Here is a 19787-nt window from a genome sequence, read left to right on the forward strand (position 1 = left end):
GTATTTACAGGAATAGACGACATTGTTGTTTGATTTATATGTTGTGTTCATATTTGTATTATACTATAGTTTATTAATTAATACAATTACTATTTTGTCCATCTTCAATTACTTGCATAAATTCGATGGACACATCTTATATCCCCATAGCTGAAGCAAGGGGTTTTACGACGCATTGGATAAATCCAATTTTTTTGCTGCCAATTTCCCCGCAGTAAGTGCAGCTCCATATGCAGCCTCTTCTTCATGTTCAGGAATCTCCATCGGCATTTCGAACATTTCTTCTGCCAGTCTTCTCATCAGCGAGTTTCGGCGAATTCCGTTTCCGGAGCCAGTCAGGCGTGTGGCCTTTTTTCCGGTGAGCTGACACATCTGCTCATACTGCTCATGCAGTTCGTTAAGGATTCCACAGATCACACCGACCGTCAGTGCACCAGGATGAAAATTCTCTACACCGATTCCTGCGATCATGCCCCTGTGAGACGGATCACTTCTTGTCCCTGAAAAAGCTGTATCTACTTTCCATGCAGCTTCTTTTCCATATTTTTCAATAAATTTTTCTGCCTGCTCCTGCATCCGGGAATACAGTCTTTCTTCGGTTTCTGCAGCCTCTCTGTAAAACTGCTCCAGCATCGCATACGCACGACCACCACACAGGGAAGCTCCCACGAGGATATAGCTGTTTTCGGTACAGGGGCGAAGCTCCACACTGCCGCTGCATTCTATAAACTTCTCTGTCACTAAGGAAACCTGGCTACCGGTTCCTACATTCAGGAGCACAGTATCTTTAAGATTCCGGACGGAACCAAACAGACTCGCCTGATTGTCACCGATCGATCCCATTACCGGTACACCGGCTCTTGTTTCTCCGACTAAAAAATGTCCCTTTCTTACTTCCGGCAGATAAGAAATATCTACCCCGGCCTGCTCCAGGGCTTCATACAGAAACTCCTGTTTTTGCAGGTCAAAGCAGCCCCAGCTTGCCGCCATGTCAAGCCCGATAACAGGGACAGTATTTTCACACAGCCGCATAGCAATATAATCACTGATCGTCGTCATCCTTACAGCATCCTTCGGGATCTGATCTTTCTTCTGAAGATAAAAATGTGTCACTACACCATATCCGGACGCCGCCGCACCCACTCCCTGCAAAAGCTCTGCACAGGTTTTTCCGTTTTCCAGCGGAATCTCTCCGCTTCCATCCTGCCAGGTATAGAGAGGACTCACTGCCTTGCCGAAAGCATCCACATACAGCATTCCATGCATCTGCCCTGTAAACCCTATTCCATCTGGCAAACCATTCTCCTTCTGCTGCTTTATAAGAAGCTCCCGGACGATCTCATAGATCCGTTCCGGATCCTGCAGCTTCTGTTCCGGCTTACTGCTCCGCAGAAAAGAATTATGCTCCACTGTTTCCTTTGCAAGCAGCTTTCCCGTTTCTGTGTCTGTCATTACGACACTGACTGTTGTTGTGCCGATATCAATCCCCATGATCCTCATCGTCTGTTTCCGTCCTTTTCTGTGATTTTTGCTATAGAAAATGTCATCATACGAGATGATTATATTATCGTTTGAGGATTAATGCTATCTTTTTTTGTTTTCTATTCTGACATTCCTGCCTGCAGATTTTTATTTCACACACTCTGTGATTAATGCTTCACATCTGTCATATCCCAGCTGCGAGCTGTTCAGACACAGCGTATAATTGCTGGCCTTTCCCCATTTCTGATCCGTATAAAAGTTATAATTTGTCATACGTCTTTTATCTGTGTCTGCCATCATTTTGACAGCTTCCTGTTCAGTGACACGATATAACTGACTGATACGCTGTATTTTTTCCAGCATATCTCCGTGGATAAATACATTCAGCGCATCGTCCCTGTCTTTCAGAATATAATCTGCATTTCTTCCAATGATCACACAAGGCTCCTTCCGGGCCAATTCTAAAATAACCTTTCTCTGTGTCTCATACACCATATCTTCTACTGATCTTCCTGTGATATCACGCCCCGCAAGTGCATATGCAAACAGACCTTTTTTCGGAGACAGTTCTGCACTTTCCTGAATATAATCCGGTGACAGGCCGGACTTTTCTGCAATCTGACTGATGATATTTTTATCATAGTAAGCAATTCCAAGCTTCTTTGCGACCTCTTCCCCAATAAAACGTCCACCACTTCCAAACTCTCTGCTGATCGTAATGATTCTTTTTGCCATTTCCAGTTCCTCCTTAACGCAAAACTTCCACTTTATTTTTTCTGATCCTCTTTAAAAATACATATCCTACCAGACATGCGATCACTTCCGTGATCGGAAATGCCCACCAGATCAGTGAAACTCCAATCTGACCATTTCTGACAAACAGCGAAAAGACACCCGCCAGCGGCAGGATAATGATCAGCTGTCTCAAAAGCGAAATAACCAGTGATTCCACACCACCGTCCAGTGCCTGATAAATGCCCTGATATGCAACATTGATTCCTGCGAACAGGAAACTTATAGAAATCACTCTCATTGCTCCGATAAAATATTCTCTTGACGCTCCCGCATTAAACAGCGTTGCGAATCCCCCAGGGAAAATCTCTGTGATTGCAATTCCCAGAATCATTAATACAATTGTATAGATCAGACCATATTTGATCCCATCCTGAATCCTCTTCTTACTTCTCATTCCATAAGCAAATGCAATGATTGGGGTGATCGCATCTCGCAGACCAAAAGCAAGAAACAAAACAAACTGCTGTACCTTATAGAACAGACCATAGGCTGTCTGTGCTGACGGATTGAACTTCAGGATCAGGTTCATTACATAAACCATAATGGACATCAGCGCCTGCGCAATGATTGCCGGAAGTCCGATTGTATAGATCTCCTTGATAATTTCGCCATCCGGCTTCATGTATTTCGCTCCATGCTCGAATTCCTTATTTAATTTGATATGAAAGATAAGCAGTAATACTGCGGATGCTACCTGGCCAATTACCGTTGCATAAGCTGCACCTTTCACTCCCATTTCCGGGCAGGGTCCAATACCATAGATCATGATCGGATCAAGGATGATATTTACAACTGCTCCAACCACCTGACCAATTGTGGAATAAAGAGAACGGCCTGTTGCCTGGAGTAACTTTTCAAATAAAGAAAAGAAGATAATACCAAAAGAGATCACACAGCATATCCTCAAATAGCTGACTCCCATCTCTAATACTTCTGTATCTACTGTCTGCGATGAAATATATGCTTTCACACCAAAGATACCAAACAATAAGCAAACCACATAAATGATCACTCCTAGAAACAGACTGTTTCCTGCTACCTTTGCAGCTTTTTTACTGTTTCCCTGTCCAAGTGTCCTTGCAAGAAGTGCATTGGTCCCTACACCGGTTCCAATCCCCACTGCCACCATAAGCATCTGCACCGGAAATACCAGTGTCAAAGCATTAAGTGCTGCCTCACTGCCTGCTTTCATATTTCCCACAAATGCACTGTCTACAATGTTATAGACTGCCTGCAATGCCATAGACAGGATCATCGGGATTCCCATTTGGACCATCAGCTTATTTACCGGCATCTCCTTCATCTTGTTGCTTTCCGCCATTTTGTTTTAACTCCTTTCTTTTTAGCACAAAAAAAGTGCGCACCTTGTCATATAAGCTGGACTTACGCTGACATGCTACACACTTTTTCATGGCGATATTCATTTTTGCAAAATGAAAACGAGTAGCCGGTAAACTGGATTTACGCTTACTTGCTACTCGTTTCTTGTAATTATATTGCCTCTTTTTCAAAAAGTCAAACAAAATTTTTCTTGCATTCTTTCTTCTTTTTCGTTTATAATATGTCCGAAGAAAATAATAATTATACTAAAAGCCGGCTTGTAAAAGCGTGAAATCATAAGGATTTGCTTGTCCTTACAGATTTCACGCTTATTTTTTTGCAATGCCATAAGGAGGTCGTGTCACACCTGCAGCTACACTGATCGGTACGATGTTGTCAATAAAGCCTCTTTTAACGATACAGGAGGAAAAACTGGACTCTTACGCCAAATCACGTGGTTCCATGAAAAAAGCAGAAGAAAAAATGATCCTTGCGATCCAGTCTGACCTCAAAAAAGATTTTCCCATCAGGGTATGTGGAAATTGCATATCTGAGCTGCCGGTCCCGGTGCAGTAGGTATTGCTATCAGTTTCAGATAACAGATAGCTCAAACAAATCGTTTATCCAAAAAACAAGTAGCCGGTAAACTGGATTTACACCCACCTGCTACTCGTTTGATGTAATTATATTTCCTGCTCAGGTTTCTCGATTCTGAGCATGCGATATCCAATTCCTATGTGCGTCTGGATATATTGTACACCGTTTTTTTCAAGCTCCAGTTTTTTCCGCAGTGTTGCCATAAAAACCCTGAGAGAAGCAACATCGTTTTCCGAGCAGCGTCCCCAGATCTGCTGAGTAATATATGTATGTGTCAATACTTTTCCAACATTACGGGATAAAAGGCAGAGCAGCTTATACTCAATGGGCGTCAGATGCAGTTCTCTGTCCTTCAGGAATGTACAGCCAGCCGTGTAATCTATCTTTAATCCACCATTTTCAAAAACAGATGTTTCCAGCTGTTTTCCTGCCGGCGTTATGGCAAGCCGCCTTTGACTGACACGGATACGCGCAAGTAATTCTTCTACTGAAAATGGTTTTGTGATATAATCATCTGCACCCGCATCCAGTGCCTCTATTTTGTCCGTATCTTCACTTCTGGCACTGATCACGATGATAGGCATATTCGACCAGGTACGGATTTTCTTTATTACCTCTACTCCTTCCATATCAGGAAGGCCCAGATCCAGAAGAACGATATCCGGATTGTGTGATGAAGCCTCCAAAATGGCCGAAGCCCCATTTTCTGCAGCCAGATATTTATAGTCATGTGTTTTTAAAGTGGTAACGATCAGGTTCCGTATGGGTCTGTCATCCTCAACCACCAGAATTAATGTCTTATTCATTTAATGTCACCTCGCTTAATGGTAAAGTAAAAGTAAAATTACATCCATGCGGAGCATGATCCGAAAGAACCAGTATTCCATCGTGTGCTTCTATGATAGAGCGGCAAAGTGCCAGGCCAAGCCCCAGACTCCGTTGGCTGTCTGCAACGGTTGTTTTCCCTGTATAAAACATCTCAAAAATATGTGGCTTCATTTCATCCGGAATTCCAGGGCCATTATCTTCCACGCTTACCTGTGCTTTCCCGGCTTTTTTGAACCCCCGAATGCTGATGACAGAGCCTGACGGCGTATATTTTATCGCATTATCAATCAAATTTACCAGAACCTGTATAATAAGATGCACGTCCATACGTGTAAGAACAAGTTCTTCACAGTCCGCCACGATCTTATACGCATCATGCTTCCGGCTGACATGCCGGAGTGACTCTGCTATTACCTCATCCAAAAGCTGATCCGTAAATTTAAACTTCAATCTTCCATCATTGAGCCTAGTGATTGAAAGCAGATTTTCCACAACTCCGATCAGCCACTCTGAATCCTCATGGATGTCCGTGTAGATCTGATACCTTGTAGCTTCATCCAGACGGTCACTGTTACTGAGAAGCATATCTGCATTTCCGGAAATAGAACAAAGCGGAGTACGCAGGTCATGGGAGATCGCCCGGAGAAGATCGCCACGCAGCTGCTCATTTTTTGCTAAAACCGCATTTTTTTCTTTTTCTATGGCATTTTGTACATTCTCCATTGCAAGTGCACATTCATTTATTACAGACAGCAGGATGCTGTATTCATAAGAGTCCAGTGTTTCTTTCTGCAGAGGGATCCCGATTACGCCATAAACATTATTCCCGCTTCGAATTGCCAGATATAAGCATTTTGCCTGTGAGAAATACTGTGTGGATGCGCCGGCACGCTGTCTGTTTTCATAAGTCCATCTGGCCGCCTGTTGTTCTTCCTGTGTCAGAAAATCCTCTGTGCTCTCTTTTTCCCCGGAAAAAAGCTTTCCTTCTGATAAAGTTCCATTTTCCACAACATATGCCGTGATGCTGCGGTTTAACAGGCGTATCAGCTGTGTACAGGTAACTCCGAGGATTTCTGTCTCACTTTTTGCCTTTTGCAGCAGACGATCCGTATCAAACAGAACCTGTGTGCGAAAGGCAATCTGCGAAGACAGCTTTGCATGCATTTTCAGCTTTGCCGCAAGGGTTCCTGTAAGTACGGACGAAATAAGCATTATGAAAAACGTCACCGGATATCCCACCGCATATGTCTCAAAAGACATCCTTGGCTCCATCAGGAAAAAGCAAAATAAGAATACACTTAAAAAGGAGCCGGCTACACTGCAAAGATAACCATCTGTCACGATCGAAGTGATCAATACGCCCAAAATGTATATCGTTACAATATTTGTATCTGTAAGATCCAGTTTCTGAAACAGCAGGCCGATCAAAGTGCATACTGCAAATATAAAAACCGTCAGCAAGTAATCTTTTGCAGACGGTTTTTCCACATACCATGCAAATGGCCGTTTCGGATAGGTTCTGTTTTTTACTGTATCCTCCATTTTCAAGCTCATTCTGTCATTCTCCTTCTACTGCTGTTTTCTGGAATTATATCACGCAGCAGTTCTGTGGTCAAAATTTTTTCTTCATGGCAATGAGCTATATACGGAAGCACTTCTGAAGAGCTCTATATTCTCCTAATACCAGTAATTTATCGTTTTCTGCAAAATATGTTTCCGGTGAAATTGCAATACTGAATTCCTCTTCATTTTTTACTGCCAGAATATTAATATTGTAGCGTTTTCTGATGTCAAGTCCACCCACTGTTTTTCCAACCCATTCTTCCGGCACTTCCACTTCAAAAATTGCATGGGAAGCGTCCACCTCCATATAATCCAGTATATGATCATCTGTATAACGGATGGAAGCCCATTTTGCCACCTGCTTTTCCGGATAAACTACCTTATCGGCACCATTGCGTAAAAGAAATTTTTCCTGAACATCACGTTCAGCTCTGGATATCACCAATTTTGCACCCAGTTCTTTTAGAAGGGATGTTGTTTCAAGAGAATTTTGAAAGCTATCTCCAATGGTCACAAAACAAATGTCGTAGTTTCCAATTCCAAGGGACTGTAAAAATTCAGCATTGGTGCTGTCACCAATCTGAGCATTCGTCACAAATGACAGTACTTTGTCCACTCTTTCTTCCTTCCAGTCAACTGCCATAACTTCATGTCCCAGCTGATTGAGCTGCATGGCAATATGTCTTCCAAACCTTCCAAGTCCAATAAGCAATACATTTTTCATAATATTATTTTTCTCCTTCTTATCCAACTGTGATTTTTTCCAGAGGGAGCTTTGCATTTCCCTTATTTCTTCCGGAAAATACCGCATAGATCAGGGTCAGACCACCTACACGTCCCAGATACATCAGTATGATCAACACGACTTGTGAAAAAACATGAAGTTCCGGTGTGATTCCCAGCGTCAGCCCTACCGTACCAACAGCTGAAGCAGCTTCGTACAGACAATCTAAAAGCGGAAGGCCTTCGTACACACTGATCGCTATTCCGCCGCCAAAGAACAAGGCAAAATATAACATGGCTATTGTCGCTGCATTTTTTATCACATGATATTCAAGTCTTCGCCCAAAAGCTCCTGCATTTTCCTGACTTCGAAATGTCGCAATTGCATTTAAAATAAGTACTGAAAAAGTTGTTGTTTTCATTCCACCTGCTGTAGATCCCGGTGAACCACCAATTAGCATTAACAATATCATAACTGCTTTTGATGCCTCACTCATCTCTGAAATATTTATAGTATTAAATCCGGCAGTTCTTGTCGTTACCGATTGAAACGCTGCTGCTAACAGGCGTTTTCCCATGGGTAATTTTGTCAGATCACAGATATAGAAAAAAACTGCCGGAAATAAGATCAGACATGCGGTAGTCATGAGAATGATCTTGCTTTGCATGCGGTAGCGTTTAAAGTTCAGTTTGTTTGTATAAATATCATCCCATGTGAGAAAACCGATTCCTCCTGTAATGATCAACAGCATAATTACCAGATTTATAAGTATATTTCCGGAATACCCAGTCAGCGATGGAAACATACTGGAATCTGTCCCCAGAATATCAAAGCCGGCATTACAAAAAGCAGAGATTGAATGAAAAACTGACATCCAGATTCCCTTTTTTCCATAATCTCCCATAAAAACCGGCAGCAGCAACACCGTCCCTGCAGCTTCGATCAAAAATGTTCCCCTCAAAATAAACCTTGTCAGTCTGACGATTCCTCCGACTTTTGGAGCTGAAATTGCATCCTGCATGGTGCTTCTTTGCATGAGGGATATTTTCTTTCCGGAAAGAAGGGAAACAGACGCAGCCACAGTCACTACTCCAAGCCCACCTGTTTGTATGAGTGCAAGAATGATCGTCTGGCCTGCCAGGGACCAGTAGCTTCCAGTGTCCTTTACCACAAGACCTGTAACACATACCGCCGAAGTGGCTGTAAAAAGTGCCTCATGAAATGGTGTGATCACTTTCTCCGCAGAAGAAAATGGAAGCATCAGCAGAACGGTTCCCAAAAGGATCACTCCTGCAAACCCCATGATAATCAGCTGAAAAGATGTCATATGTTTTTTCTTATATGATTTTTCCGGCATAAATGATCAGAACTCCTTATCAATACTTTTAACAGTGCTATCCTCGTAACGCATTTTATTATATATAACTGCTTTCAAAGATAGTATAAAAGTCTCTGCTTCCGTATTAAGATTTTATAAAGATATGATATTGAATTGAGAATTATTTTAACCGAATCAAGGAAATTACCTGTTTTGATGATCCTAAGCATTACCTTAATACTACAGTTTTTTAATTGTAAACTCATTTTACATTTGCAGTTGACATTCAATATTTCTATGTGATAAAGTGATACCCGTACAAAAAAACTCAAAAGGAAGGTATTGACATGAACACTGCATCATGCGAAAAAGAAGCTCCATCGCTTTCCAGAGATGAAGCCATTGCAATTTTAGATACTCCGGACGAAGAACTTGAGGCACTGATTGACCGTGCCAGCAGTTTACGTTACAAATATAAGGGAAACCGGGTAAGCATCCACATCCTTACCAATGCCCGCAGTGGTAACTGTTCCCAGGATTGTGCCTACTGTGCCCAGTCATGTCGTTCCACTGCCGATATTGATAAATACAAATGGGTAGATGAAGACAAATTATATCAGGACAATGATTTCGTAAATGATTATCATTTATCCAGACATTGTATCGGACTGAGTGGTATGAAATTTACAGATAAAGAGATCGAGGAGCTGGCCCGCAGGATCCGCAAAATGAAAGAACACGGAACTCATCTCTGCTGCTCCATAGGCTTTCTCACAGAGCACCAGGCAAAAATGCTCAAAGAGGCTGGTCTTGACCGGATCAACCATAATCTGAACAGCAGCCGTTCCTTTTATCATAATATCTGCAGTACACATACCTTTGACCAGCGTGTCCGGAATATCCATATGCTTCAGGGACTTGGTTTCGAGATCTGCAGCGGCGGTATCATTGGCATGGGTGAAAGCAAGGAAGACGTTGTTGACATGCTTCTGGAATTACGTGAGATCCAGCCGGAAGCACTGCCGATCAACTTTCTTCTTCCAATCAAGGGAACTCCTCTCGGAAATGCAGATATTTCCCAGCTGACAACAGAATACTGTATGAAGGTCCTATGCCTGGCAAGACTTCTTGTACCTAAAGCAGATATCCGATGTGCTGCCGGAAGAGAAGTTTATTTTAAAGGCGAAGAAAAAAAACTGCTCAGTGTTGTAGACTCTATTTTTGCTTCCGGTTATCTTACAGAAGGTGGTCAGGGAATCGAAGACACTCTCAAAACCATTACGGATGCAGGATTCACCTATGAGATTGAATCTGCGTAAGCATCCTTATGGACATATGACCTGTCATACACACTTACAGCATTTCATTACTTACCCGAACCAGTAAATATATTACCTTTTTCAAAGGAGGCTCTTTCAATATGAATCAGACAAATACTGTCTCTGCACCACGTACAAAAACCTACGAGATCACCATGACCGCTCTTATGGCAGCTGTCACCTGTATTCTTGCGCCGCTGTCCATTCCGATCGGTCCGGTTCCGATCTCATTTACCAATCTTGCCATCTATCTGTCCCTTTATCTTCTCGGATGGAAAAAAGGAACCATCAGCTATCTGATCTATCTGCTGCTTGGACTTGTAGGTCTTCCGGTATTTTCCGGATTTACCGGCGGCCCCGCAAAGCTGGCCGGTCCTACAGGCGGATACATCATCGGCTTTATCGTTATGGCTGTTATTGCCGGACTGGTAATTGACAACTGCCATAAACCTCTGATCCAGCTCGTTGGTATGATCGCAGGAACAATTGTATGCTATCTTTTCGGAACTGTATGGTTCTGCATCGTTGCAGATTCCACTTTCAAAGCAGCTCTTGGAATCTGTGTAATTCCGTTTATCCCGGCAGATCTCATAAAAATGATCATCGCCATGATCATCGGACCAATGATAAAAAAAAGAATCCGATAAGCTGAAACTCTGATACTCCCAAAAAAGGCAGCAGGAAATGTTGGAAATTTCCTGCTGCCTCTTTATCGCGTTTCATTTTTCTTATCTGAGTTTTTTCTTCAGCTCCTGGATCAGTTCAAAATAATCTCTGTGCTTCATCTCCGGGAAAGCCTTAATGATTCTTCCCTGGCCGAATACCGTATGGTTTGTGATAGAGCTTGACAGCTCATCAAACTGTGCCTGAAGCTCCGCTTTCTTCATCCGAAGCATTTCGGCAGATTTTTCTCTCTGAGCCACAGTCGCATCTCTGAGCTCTGCCTTAGCAAGAGCAACCTGAACCTTTCCCTCTCCCACCTTCTGTGCTGTATCAATGGTAGTTGTTGCCAGAGTATCACTGAGCTTATCACTCACGATCCGCAGATCCGCACGTACCTTATCCAGTCGGGTAAGCTTCTTATTCAGTCCGCGGATCACCGCCACTGTTACAATAAGATCAGCCAGATACACCGCATACAGAATTGCCATAACAACCCATTCCAGTGTGGAAGGTGTATGAGAAGCCTGACGCTCCACATATTTCTGAAAAACCTTTACAACCATCACAATGGCAAGTCCCCATATCAGAGAAAACTCAAGACAGATATAGCCGTGAAAATTCAGCGGCTTATTAGAATAATCCCACCATCTTGCATGGAAGCATACATCCAGAAGCCATCCGGCAACCAGCTCTACCGCAGTTGCAAGAACGATTCCAAACAGAAAGATCATTCCCTCACTCATCTGATGTCCGCCGCTCTGAAGCGTATTAAGCAATGCAAACACGGAAAGTACACCAAATCCGTACACCGGGCATACCGGACCGTTGAGAAATCCCCGGTTTATAACCTTTCCTAAGGTTACTGCATGGAAGATAACTTCAACGACCCATCCTCCAAAAGAATAAAACAAAAAATACAGACATATCTGAAAATACGTCATCCCGCAAATCATCCTGTACTCCTCCTTTACAGCTGTCAAGATTCCGGCAGCTATTCTAGGGGTCAGTACCATCACCTCTGCCGGGGTGATTTTGATTATATCATATCACCCCTCTCATTTACATCCCTTTATCCGGTCATTCTTCCGAAACAATTTCTTTTTTCACACGAGTGAAGTACAGAAAGAATCCGATGTTCAGAATAATTCCCACTGTGGTAGATACCGGTGCTGCAAGACCGATCTTTGTCAGGCTGGCATCCGGCTGGATACTCATAAAGTACGCCATTGGAAGTCGTACCAGAAGCGTCTGTACCAGGCCCTGGACCATAACCCATATGGTCTGGTTGTTCCCGTTGAAATAGCCTATCATACTGAACAGAACAGCCGTTACCAGTGTCTCCGGAGCAAACCCCTTCAGATAATCAAAGCCCTTTTGGATAACGCCGGCATCTGTTGAAAAGAATCCTGCCAGCCCATCACCCTTCAGCAGGATCAGGATAAATACCAGACATCCCACAGACAGGCCAACTCCAATTCCCGTAAGCATGGATTTTCTCGCACGTTTCGGCTTTCCTGCTCCTACGTTCTGTGAAACAAAGGAAGCCATGGACTGCATCAGGGAGCTTGGAACCAACATGGCAAAGTTTACGATCTTACATGCAACTCCGTAACCGGAGGATGCTTCCAGACCCAGGCGATTGACAAATGCGCACAAGGCCAGAAATGAAATCTGTGTCAGGAATTCCTGAAGTGCCAGCGGCAGTCCGATCTTAAGAAAACGTCTGCACTGAGGATTCAGCCGGAAATCTTTTTTTGTAATGGTAAACGGAAGCTTCTTCTTTATCAGCAGAACTACTGCAAATACAACACTTAAGGCCTGAGCAGAAACCGTAGCAATAGCTGCTCCTGCTGCATCCATATGTAACCCGGCTACCAGTACCAGATCTCCGATCACATTTACAATACATGCCACCAGCACAAACAGCAACGGAGATTTACTGTCACCAAGGCCACGGAAAATAGCAGACAGTAGGTTATACGCAACAATAAAGAAAATTCCGCTGCCACAAATCCGTACATAAGATGCAGTCAGCGCTACCGCTTCTTCCGGTGCCTGCATCAGCATGGAAATCGGATGTGCAAAGCCTACCATAACAATAAACAGCACGATAGAGATCATGGTAAAGACGATTGCAGCCCCACCGATAACGGAGCCGATCTGCTCCGGTCTTTTTTCTCCAAGATAACGTGCGATCAGAACTGTGATACCCATAGCAAACTGGATCACTACAAAGGTAACCAGATTCAGTACCTGACTTCCGGTGGAAACCGCTGACAGTCCGGATGTGGAACCGAATCTTCCAACTACAAGAAGATCGACCGCACCATAGGCAGCCTGCAGGATCAGCGCACCGAGTACCGGCATCATAAATGCAACCAGCTTCTTCAGGATATTTCCCTGGGTAAAATCTGCCTTATCATTTGTCATAATGTTCCCTCCTGTCACACATGATCTGATAAAATTTCCCGATGGTTCGGATCATATTGTCTGCTTCTTCTTCGGAAATCTCTGAAAGATAGGGCGCCAGACTGCTGAAATAATCCTGATCATACTTCCTGGAAAGCCTCTCTCCTTTTTCTGTTATGGAAATGTAAGTAACGCGCCCGTCATCCGGAGACGTAAGCTTCTGAAGATATCCCTTTGCCTCCATTTCTTTCACTGTTCTGGTAACACCCGGACGCGGAAGGTTCATGGCATCACTGATATCAGAGAGCCGGATATCCTTTTTTTCCCGCTGCAGAGAATGGATCACATCCAGATACTGTATGTAGGATGGCATCACCCCCTGGGGCAGTGGCGGAAGCATATCCCGGATCCGCTTTGCCTGATAAAATGCATCAAACATCCGCTTGATCTTTTCATTTGTCATAAAAAAACTCCTTATATAATTATCTTCGTTAATTACCATTGATAATTATATAAGAATTTCTGATTTTGTCAAGCCTTTTGACTTTAGCTCCAGCAAAGCTGCTGTATGATACCCGTCGTACCCTTCTCTTAAACTTTCACGCGTAATGTTTCGCAATTACCTAACTATAAAAAGTACCGGACAGATCAAAATATCTCTGTCCGGTACTTTTTATGGAATCTTTACAGAATTTTCCCGTTTGATTCAATTACTTTCTTATACCAGTAGAAAGATTTCTTCGGTGTCCGTTTTAAGGTACCGTTTCCCTCATCATCTTTATCTACATAAATAAATCCATAGCGTTTTTTCATTTCACCTGTAGATGCGCTTACCAGGTCAATACAGCCCCAGGATGTGTATCCCAGCAGTTCTACACCATCTTCTTCCACCGCTGCCTTCATAGCCTTGATATGTTCTCTCAAATACTCAATCCGGTAATCATCTTCCACATATCCGTTTTCATCCGGTTCATCTGACGATCCCAGACCATTTTCCACAATAAACAGTGGTTTCTGGTATCTGTCATATAATGCGTTTAATGTACATCGAAGTCCCAGCGGATCGATCTGCCATCCCCATTCGCTTGCTTTAAGATAAGGATTTTTTACTGTGGCAAAAACATTTCCATCTGTTTTCTCAATGGTATTATCTGCACTTGTGCATCTGGATGAATAATAAGAAAACGAAATGAAATCAACCGTATTTTCTCTCAAAACATTCCGGTCTTTCTCTGTAATATCCAGTTCAATCTTTTCTCTCTCAAAAAATTTCTTCGCATATGCCGGATATTCGCCTCTTGCCTGGACATCGATAAAGAAATAGTTCTCTCTGTCTTTCTGCATGGACTTCCACACATCTTCCGGGCTGCAAGTATAAGGATAAGTCATTCCTGCTGCCAGCATACATCCAATCTTGTTCTCCGGATCGATCTCATGTGCGATCCGTGTCGCCTCCGCAGAAGCAATCAGTTCATGATGGGCCGCCAGATATTTGGAAAGTGTCTCATTTTCTCCCTCTTCAAAAACAAGCCCGGCTCCCATAAACGGCAGATGAAGAATCATATTGATCTCGTTAAAAGTCAGCCAGTATTTTACCAGACCTTTATATCTTGTAAAAAGCACGGTCACAAGCTTCTTATAAAAATCAATCATCTTTCTGTTTTTCCAACCGCCATACTTTTTGATCAGATAGATCGGACAGTCAAAATGTGTAATCGTAACCAGCGGCTCAATTCCATATTTATGACATTCTTTAAAAAGATCTTCATAAAACTTCAGTCCTTCTTCATTGGGTTCTTCCTCATCACCATTTGGAAAAATCCTGGTCCAGGCAATAGAAAGCCTGTATGTCTTAAACCCCATTTCACCAAACATGGCAATATCTTCTCTGAAATGATGATACATATCTATGGATTCCATTGCCGGATAGTAATGTTCACTGTCCGGCTCCAGCATTTTAAGTTTTCCCAGGCACACAGGAAAACGATCTTTTCCAGCCGGGCATACATCTACATTTGCAAGGCCTCTCCCGCCTTCCCGGTAAGCTCCCTCACACTGATTGGCAGCGGTAGCACCGCCCCATAAAAAATTCTCCGGAAAACTCATATTTCCACCTCATATTATTTCTGTATTTTCTTCATAACAACAGGACCTTCAATACCAAATGGCTCGATCATCAGATAATGGCTGATCGGATCTCTCAGTGCAGTTCCAAGACAGTTTGTTACCTCGATCGTAATCTGATTTTCTCCTTTTTTCAAAAGCCCTGTCAGGTCAAAACGATATGGTCTGCATAACCGGAGTCCTGCTGAGATTCCATTCACTTTCACTTCAGCAGTCTCAAACACTTCCCCCAGATCCAGCACTGCAGAAATTTCATATTCCAGCTTAAGTTCACTGGAAAACTGTAAAGTTCCGGCTTTTTTCTCCCAGCCTGCGATCTCCTGAACACAACAAAGCTCCTCCACTGGCACTTTTTCTGTAAACTTCGGCCAGGAAAAACTGTCTGCAAACTGAACATTCCATTTTTCAGGAAGAGCGATCTTCTCCTGATCTGCTGCCATATCTGCACCCTTGAAATAAACGGCTTCTGCCGGGAGATTTTCTTCACTCTCCAAAAGAACCACAGACTCATACGGTTCCAATGATAAGAAAAATTTTCCACTGGCAGGATCTGTACTGACTTCATATGTTTTTCCCGAAAAAGCATCATATCTGTATACATGCTCTGCATGTGGCAATGAAATTTCTGTGCGTATGGTCTTCCCGATATTTTCATTAAAAATCATATAATATCTCTGGCCATCCCGCTCATATTCTCCAACTGCAAGATCTGGCTGAGCCTGGGCAAAAACTACTTTTCTGTACTCAGCCAGAGTCTCGCCCAGCTGCTCCAGAGCAATCACACTGGCATGTGTTTGCACATATTCAAATGCTTCCTGATCTTTCGAAAAGCCCAGCATGACATCCGGAAGTGCATCCAGAAAATAAATCTGAACCTGATGCTCTACCATTTTTTTCAGCATCGGAACAATATCGGAAGGAATCCCTTCTCCATAAAGAATTACAAGATTTTTCATCCTGCATCCGTTGATTTCAAAGAAACCATCTCCAATCTCCGCCTGCATGATCCAGTCTCTTGTCACAATATCATAAGGAATCTGATGCTCTGTCAGCTCCCGGCACGGCTTTTCAAGAGGCATGCAATTTCCTCCCCATTCCAGTTCTGCCGGATAAAGCAGTCCTGTTTCTGAAGGATATTTTCCATCCCGGAAGATCTGACAGATACGATTTACATAATCGCTGAACACCTTAAAATAACGGAACTGCGGATTATGTCCATGTGCATAAAAATGTGGCGGGCAGTCAAAATCCGGAAATTTTTTCGGATCAAATGCATGAGGAACCAGATAATTGATTCCACGTACCAGAAGATGATCTGCGATCCATTTCATCATTTTTAAGCCCTCATTCCATCCATACGCACCGAATGCTTCACACATGGCTCTTCCTTTTTTCGCCGGATCCAGGTGGGCAGAGGATGCGGCAAGTTTGGCAAGAGCATAATGGTAAAATTCTCCATTACTTCCTCCTGTGTTAAATGCATCATGGTGATAATTCATTCCCGGAACAATCTGACCTCCAATCACATCGATTCCCGCAAAATCCATGCCCTGCTGTCCCCGGTAATAATGACCGGTTCCATATCCCAGCCGGGCATGTGCTCCGTTATCTTCAATGGTATGACCCAGATACCACACATGGTGAGCTCTGCACCAGTCTCCAAGAACCTGGGTAAAATTCTCATTGTAAAGTCTTGTGACAGTATCCATATACTGGTAACGAATATCTTTTTCCAGACCCTCTGCATCTGCCCAGAGAAGCGGCAGATATTTTTCTTCAAAACCAAGTTCTTTTTCCAGTCCATCCCGCCATGGAAGTACCATGTCAGTTCCCATACGGCCTTCTGTTCCCTTGATATTTCCAAAACGTGGCTCATCAGAGAAAAAGCCCTGAATGGTTTTTCCAAATTCTTCTTTATAATGTGTATAATGCGGCTCATATACTTCCCTGATCAGCACTTCTGTCGCCTCACGCACCAGCGGGTTCAGGTAATCCTGCGTTGCCTGCTCCCCGCCTTTTTTTGTAAGGTATACAACAAAAATACTCCACGCACCTTCCGGCACATCCAAAGTCAGAAGACGGCTCTCCCGATTCATCTGTTCTGTAATGTCACATATGCTTTCTGCAATCACCGGATCTCTTTTTTCTGTTCTCTGGCTGATGCGCTTCGCAAGCAGAACCTTCAGGATTTCCTGCTCCGGGTCCGGCTTATCCCATGGTCTTCCTTTCAGAAGTGAAAAATCGATTCTTGCCCTTCTTAAAGGGCCCTGGACATCGTAACGACGCATATCCAGATACTTTTTCAGATACTGTGGATAATCGGATTTAATACGTCCGTTTGCATATCCGGTAGGAAAATGAGAATCATCCAGTATCCACAGTTTCATATCAAGTTTCTTGGCTTTATCAAGGATAAAATCCATATCTTTCCACCAGCCGTTGCCTACAAAATCCGGATGGGGACGCGCTTCCACGCATACCCCTTTCATTCCACATCCGGAAATTTTTTCCATATATTTCTTAAGAACATCATGGTCTTCCCCATGCTGCCAGAAAAACGGATAAAGATAATTTTCCATGTCAAGCCTCCATCATTATTTCTCTATTATTATCACAGTATCCTTTTGTTTTACGTTTTCTGCAACTGTTTTTACAGAACTGTAATCATCGCTGTTTGTGACAAGAACTGCCGTTGTATCGCTGTAGCCAGCTTTTCTGATCTTGTCTCTGTCAAATTTCAGAAGTTTTTCCCCAGTTTTTACTTTCTGTCCTTCTGTAACAAAAACCTGGAATCCGTCACCTTGCATCTTGACCGTATCCACACCCACATGGATCAGAAGTTCCACACCATCAGAAGATGTCAATCCTACTGCATGTCCGGTGTCTACCACAGATGTGATCTCACCGTCAAAAGGAGCCACAATAATTTCTTCTTCCGGTTTGATTCCGACGCCTTCTCCCATGATTCCGGAGGCAAAAGTTTCGTCCGGGATATCTTCTCTACAGATCACTTTTCCGCTTACAGGAGCATAGATTATGGTTTCTTTATTATCTGATATCATTTTGTTTTCTTCCAGAACATGATTATTCATATCGGTATCCATTTGTTCTGCCACCTGCTCAGCTTCTTCCACACCAGAATCTGCCATGATAAATGCCAGAACTGCTGAAACCGCAAATGAGATCAGTGCACAGATGATAAATCCATAGAAACTGATATCCAGTCCTTCCGGATTGATCATTGCAGGAATTCGAAACAGACCGTCACCAGCCATGGTATACATTTTTCCGCCAAGTGCTCCAAGGATTCCGCCGCTGATTCCACCGCCGATCCATGCACAGACAAACAGTTTGAAATTCGGCAGTGCGATGGAATAGATTGCCGGTTCTGTTACTCCGCAAAGTGCAGATGCAAGACTTCCAAATCCGATTCCACGTTTTTCAGGGTCTTTGTTTTTCAGTGCATATCCTAAAGTCACACCAGCAAGTGCCCATACAGTCAGGCCTAATACTGCATTTACCGGATCATATCCCTGTGAAAAAAGATTGTTCATCAGAATCGGAATAAATGCCGCATGAAGTCCAAGCAGAACAACCAGCTGCCAGAATGCGCCCAGAAGTGTTCCGCCAAGCAGTGGGCTCATTCCGAAGATTCCAAACACTCCTTTGGACAGCCAGGAAGACACAGTATTCATAACCGGTCCGATGACGATCCAGCTTAACGGAACTGTGACTGCCAGCACAAAGGTCGGCACCAGCATAAGCTGAAGCATGGACGGAATAAATTTCTTTGCCAGTTTTTCAAGTTTGGATGCCACAAAACTAGCCAGTACAATAGGCAGGAATGTATTTGTATAAGATGCTGCCGCAACCGGAATCTTAAGGAATGTAATTCCACCTTCTGCTGATACTGCTGAAACAAGGTCAGGATACAGGAATGCTGCTCCTATGACAGCTGTTACATATGGATTGCAGTCGAATACTTTTCCACAGGTAAATCCCACGATTACCGGCATGAAATACAGGATTGCATCGCCTGCTGCATAAAGAACGAGATACGTTCCGTCTGTTTTTGTCAGGATTCCTGCTGTTACCAGGATTACCAGGATTCCTTTGATGATTCCACCTGCGATCATCGGTCCAAGCATTGGCATGATGCAGCCGGAAATTGTTTTAAAGAATCGGTTCCAGAGACTGTCTTTTTTGATCAGTTTCATATCCTCTTTATTGATGCTTCCTTCTCCTGAAATCTGTGCTTCGCGTCTCACATCTTTGACTACTTCGCTGACATGTGTACCGATGATAACCTGGTACTGTCCTCCCTGATTCATTACACCTTTGACACCTTTTATCCCGGCTACCTTATCTTTATCCGGAATACTGTCGTCCTTCAGCACAAAACGCAGTCTCGTCATACAGTTGGTCACGTTGACAATGTTTTCTTTTCCACCTACAGCTGCAACTACTTCTTTTGCCAGCTGGGTATAATCTGCTTTTGCCATTTTCTTCCCTCTCCTTATATTTGATAACGTTATTATATCTTTCAGACCCGGCGAAAAAAATAACGTATTCCTCATAATCTATTGACCAAATCCACACAGTTTGATACAGTAACTATATCTTTATCCCAGGTATATTGACAGGA

The 19787-nt window shown here is 43.2% G+C and carries 15 protein-coding genes and 1 pseudogene; 3 read left to right on the forward strand and 13 right to left on the reverse strand.

The window, feature by feature from the left end; genetic code table 11:
• Nucleotides 1–165 precede the first annotated feature (165 nt).
• The 3 genes from G5B06_RS14475 to G5B06_RS14485 all read right to left on the reverse strand — a co-directional run bounded on the left by G5B06_RS14475 (nt 166) and on the right by G5B06_RS14485 (nt 3598).
• Nucleotides 166–1500 (reverse strand): sedoheptulokinase, encoded by a 1335-nt coding sequence (locus tag G5B06_RS14475; RefSeq protein ID WP_173762989.1) that lies wholly within the window; start codon nt 1498–1500, stop codon nt 166–168.
• A gap of 129 nt (nt 1501–1629) precedes the next feature.
• Complete coding sequence (locus tag G5B06_RS14480) at nt 1630–2217, reverse strand: AAA family ATPase (RefSeq protein ID WP_173762990.1); 588 nt, start codon at nt 2215–2217, stop codon at nt 1630–1632.
• A gap of 13 nt (nt 2218–2230) precedes the next feature.
• Nucleotides 2231–3598: an MATE family efflux transporter gene (locus tag G5B06_RS14485; protein ID WP_173762991.1), complete on the reverse strand. Its 1368-nt coding sequence runs from the start codon at nt 3596–3598 to the stop codon at nt 2231–2233.
• 362 nt (nt 3599–3960) lie between these two features.
• Here G5B06_RS14485 and G5B06_RS19830 point away from each other — a divergent pair.
• A pseudogene (locus G5B06_RS19830) lies at nt 3961–4173 on the forward strand (DegV family protein); the annotation flags it as partial.
• Between the two features lie 107 nt (nt 4174–4280).
• Here the strand turns inward: G5B06_RS19830 and G5B06_RS14495 are convergent.
• The 4 genes from G5B06_RS14495 to G5B06_RS14510 all read right to left on the reverse strand — a co-directional run bounded on the left by G5B06_RS14495 (nt 4281) and on the right by G5B06_RS14510 (nt 8666).
• A complete protein-coding gene (locus G5B06_RS14495) occupies nt 4281–5000 on the reverse strand; it encodes a response regulator (RefSeq protein WP_173772359.1) in 720 nt (239 codons plus the stop codon).
• Nucleotides 4993–6576 carry a DUF4118 domain-containing protein gene (locus G5B06_RS14500; RefSeq protein ID WP_173772361.1) on the reverse strand — a complete coding sequence of 528 codons (1584 nt, stop codon included), beginning with the start codon at nt 6574–6576 and terminating at the stop codon, nt 4993–4995. The genes G5B06_RS14495 and G5B06_RS14500 overlap by 8 nt, the downstream gene beginning before the upstream one ends.
• Nucleotides 6577–6661: 85 nt before the next feature.
• Nucleotides 6662–7309 (reverse strand): potassium channel family protein, encoded by a 648-nt coding sequence (locus G5B06_RS14505; protein WP_173759589.1) that lies wholly within the window; start codon nt 7307–7309, stop codon nt 6662–6664.
• A 19-nt stretch (nt 7310–7328) separates the two neighbouring features.
• A complete protein-coding gene (locus G5B06_RS14510; protein ID WP_118368712.1) occupies nt 7329–8666 on the reverse strand; it encodes a TrkH family potassium uptake protein in 1338 nt (445 codons plus the stop codon).
• Nucleotides 8667–8974: 308 nt separating this feature from the next.
• On the opposite strand from G5B06_RS14510, the gene bioB reads away from it, so the two are divergent.
• The gene (gene bioB / locus G5B06_RS14515) at nt 8975–9946 is read left to right on the forward strand and encodes a biotin synthase BioB (protein ID WP_110102912.1); all 972 of its coding nucleotides are present in this window, start codon (nt 8975–8977) and stop codon (nt 9944–9946) included.
• A 101-nt stretch (nt 9947–10047) separates the two neighbouring features.
• Nucleotides 10048–10593 (forward strand): biotin transporter BioY, encoded by a 546-nt coding sequence (locus G5B06_RS14520; RefSeq protein WP_015527251.1) that lies wholly within the window; start codon nt 10048–10050, stop codon nt 10591–10593.
• A gap of 81 nt (nt 10594–10674) precedes the next feature.
• Here G5B06_RS14520 and G5B06_RS14525 read toward each other — a convergent pair whose 3' ends face one another.
• The 6 genes from G5B06_RS14525 to G5B06_RS14550 form a co-directional block, all read right to left on the reverse strand.
• Nucleotides 10675–11562, reverse strand: coding sequence for a putative ABC transporter permease (locus tag G5B06_RS14525; RefSeq protein ID WP_021977018.1), 888 nt, complete (start codon nt 11560–11562; stop codon nt 10675–10677).
• 124 nt (nt 11563–11686) lie between these two features.
• Nucleotides 11687–13039: an MATE family efflux transporter gene (locus G5B06_RS14530; protein ID WP_173762993.1), complete on the reverse strand. Its 1353-nt coding sequence runs from the start codon at nt 13037–13039 to the stop codon at nt 11687–11689.
• A complete protein-coding gene (locus G5B06_RS14535; RefSeq protein ID WP_044960451.1) occupies nt 13029–13481 on the reverse strand; it encodes a MarR family winged helix-turn-helix transcriptional regulator in 453 nt (150 codons plus the stop codon). Before G5B06_RS14535 ends, G5B06_RS14530 begins: the two co-directional genes overlap by 11 nt.
• 221 nt (nt 13482–13702) lie before the next feature.
• Nucleotides 13703–15124 (reverse strand): 6-phospho-beta-glucosidase, encoded by a 1422-nt coding sequence (locus tag G5B06_RS14540; RefSeq protein WP_173762994.1) that lies wholly within the window; start codon nt 15122–15124, stop codon nt 13703–13705.
• Between the two features lie 14 nt (nt 15125–15138).
• Nucleotides 15139–17721, reverse strand: coding sequence for a glycosylhydrolase-like jelly roll fold domain-containing protein (locus tag G5B06_RS14545; RefSeq protein WP_173762995.1), 2583 nt, complete (start codon nt 17719–17721; stop codon nt 15139–15141).
• 15 nt (nt 17722–17736) lie between these two features.
• Entirely contained in the window at nt 17737–19644 is a 1908-nt protein-coding gene (locus G5B06_RS14550) for a beta-glucoside-specific PTS transporter subunit IIABC (protein ID WP_173762996.1), read from the reverse strand.
• Nucleotides 19645–19787 lie beyond the last annotated feature (143 nt).

This window comes from Blautia luti, from assembly GCF_013304735.1.
Lineage (GTDB): Bacteria > Bacillota > Clostridia > Lachnospirales > Lachnospiraceae > Blautia_A.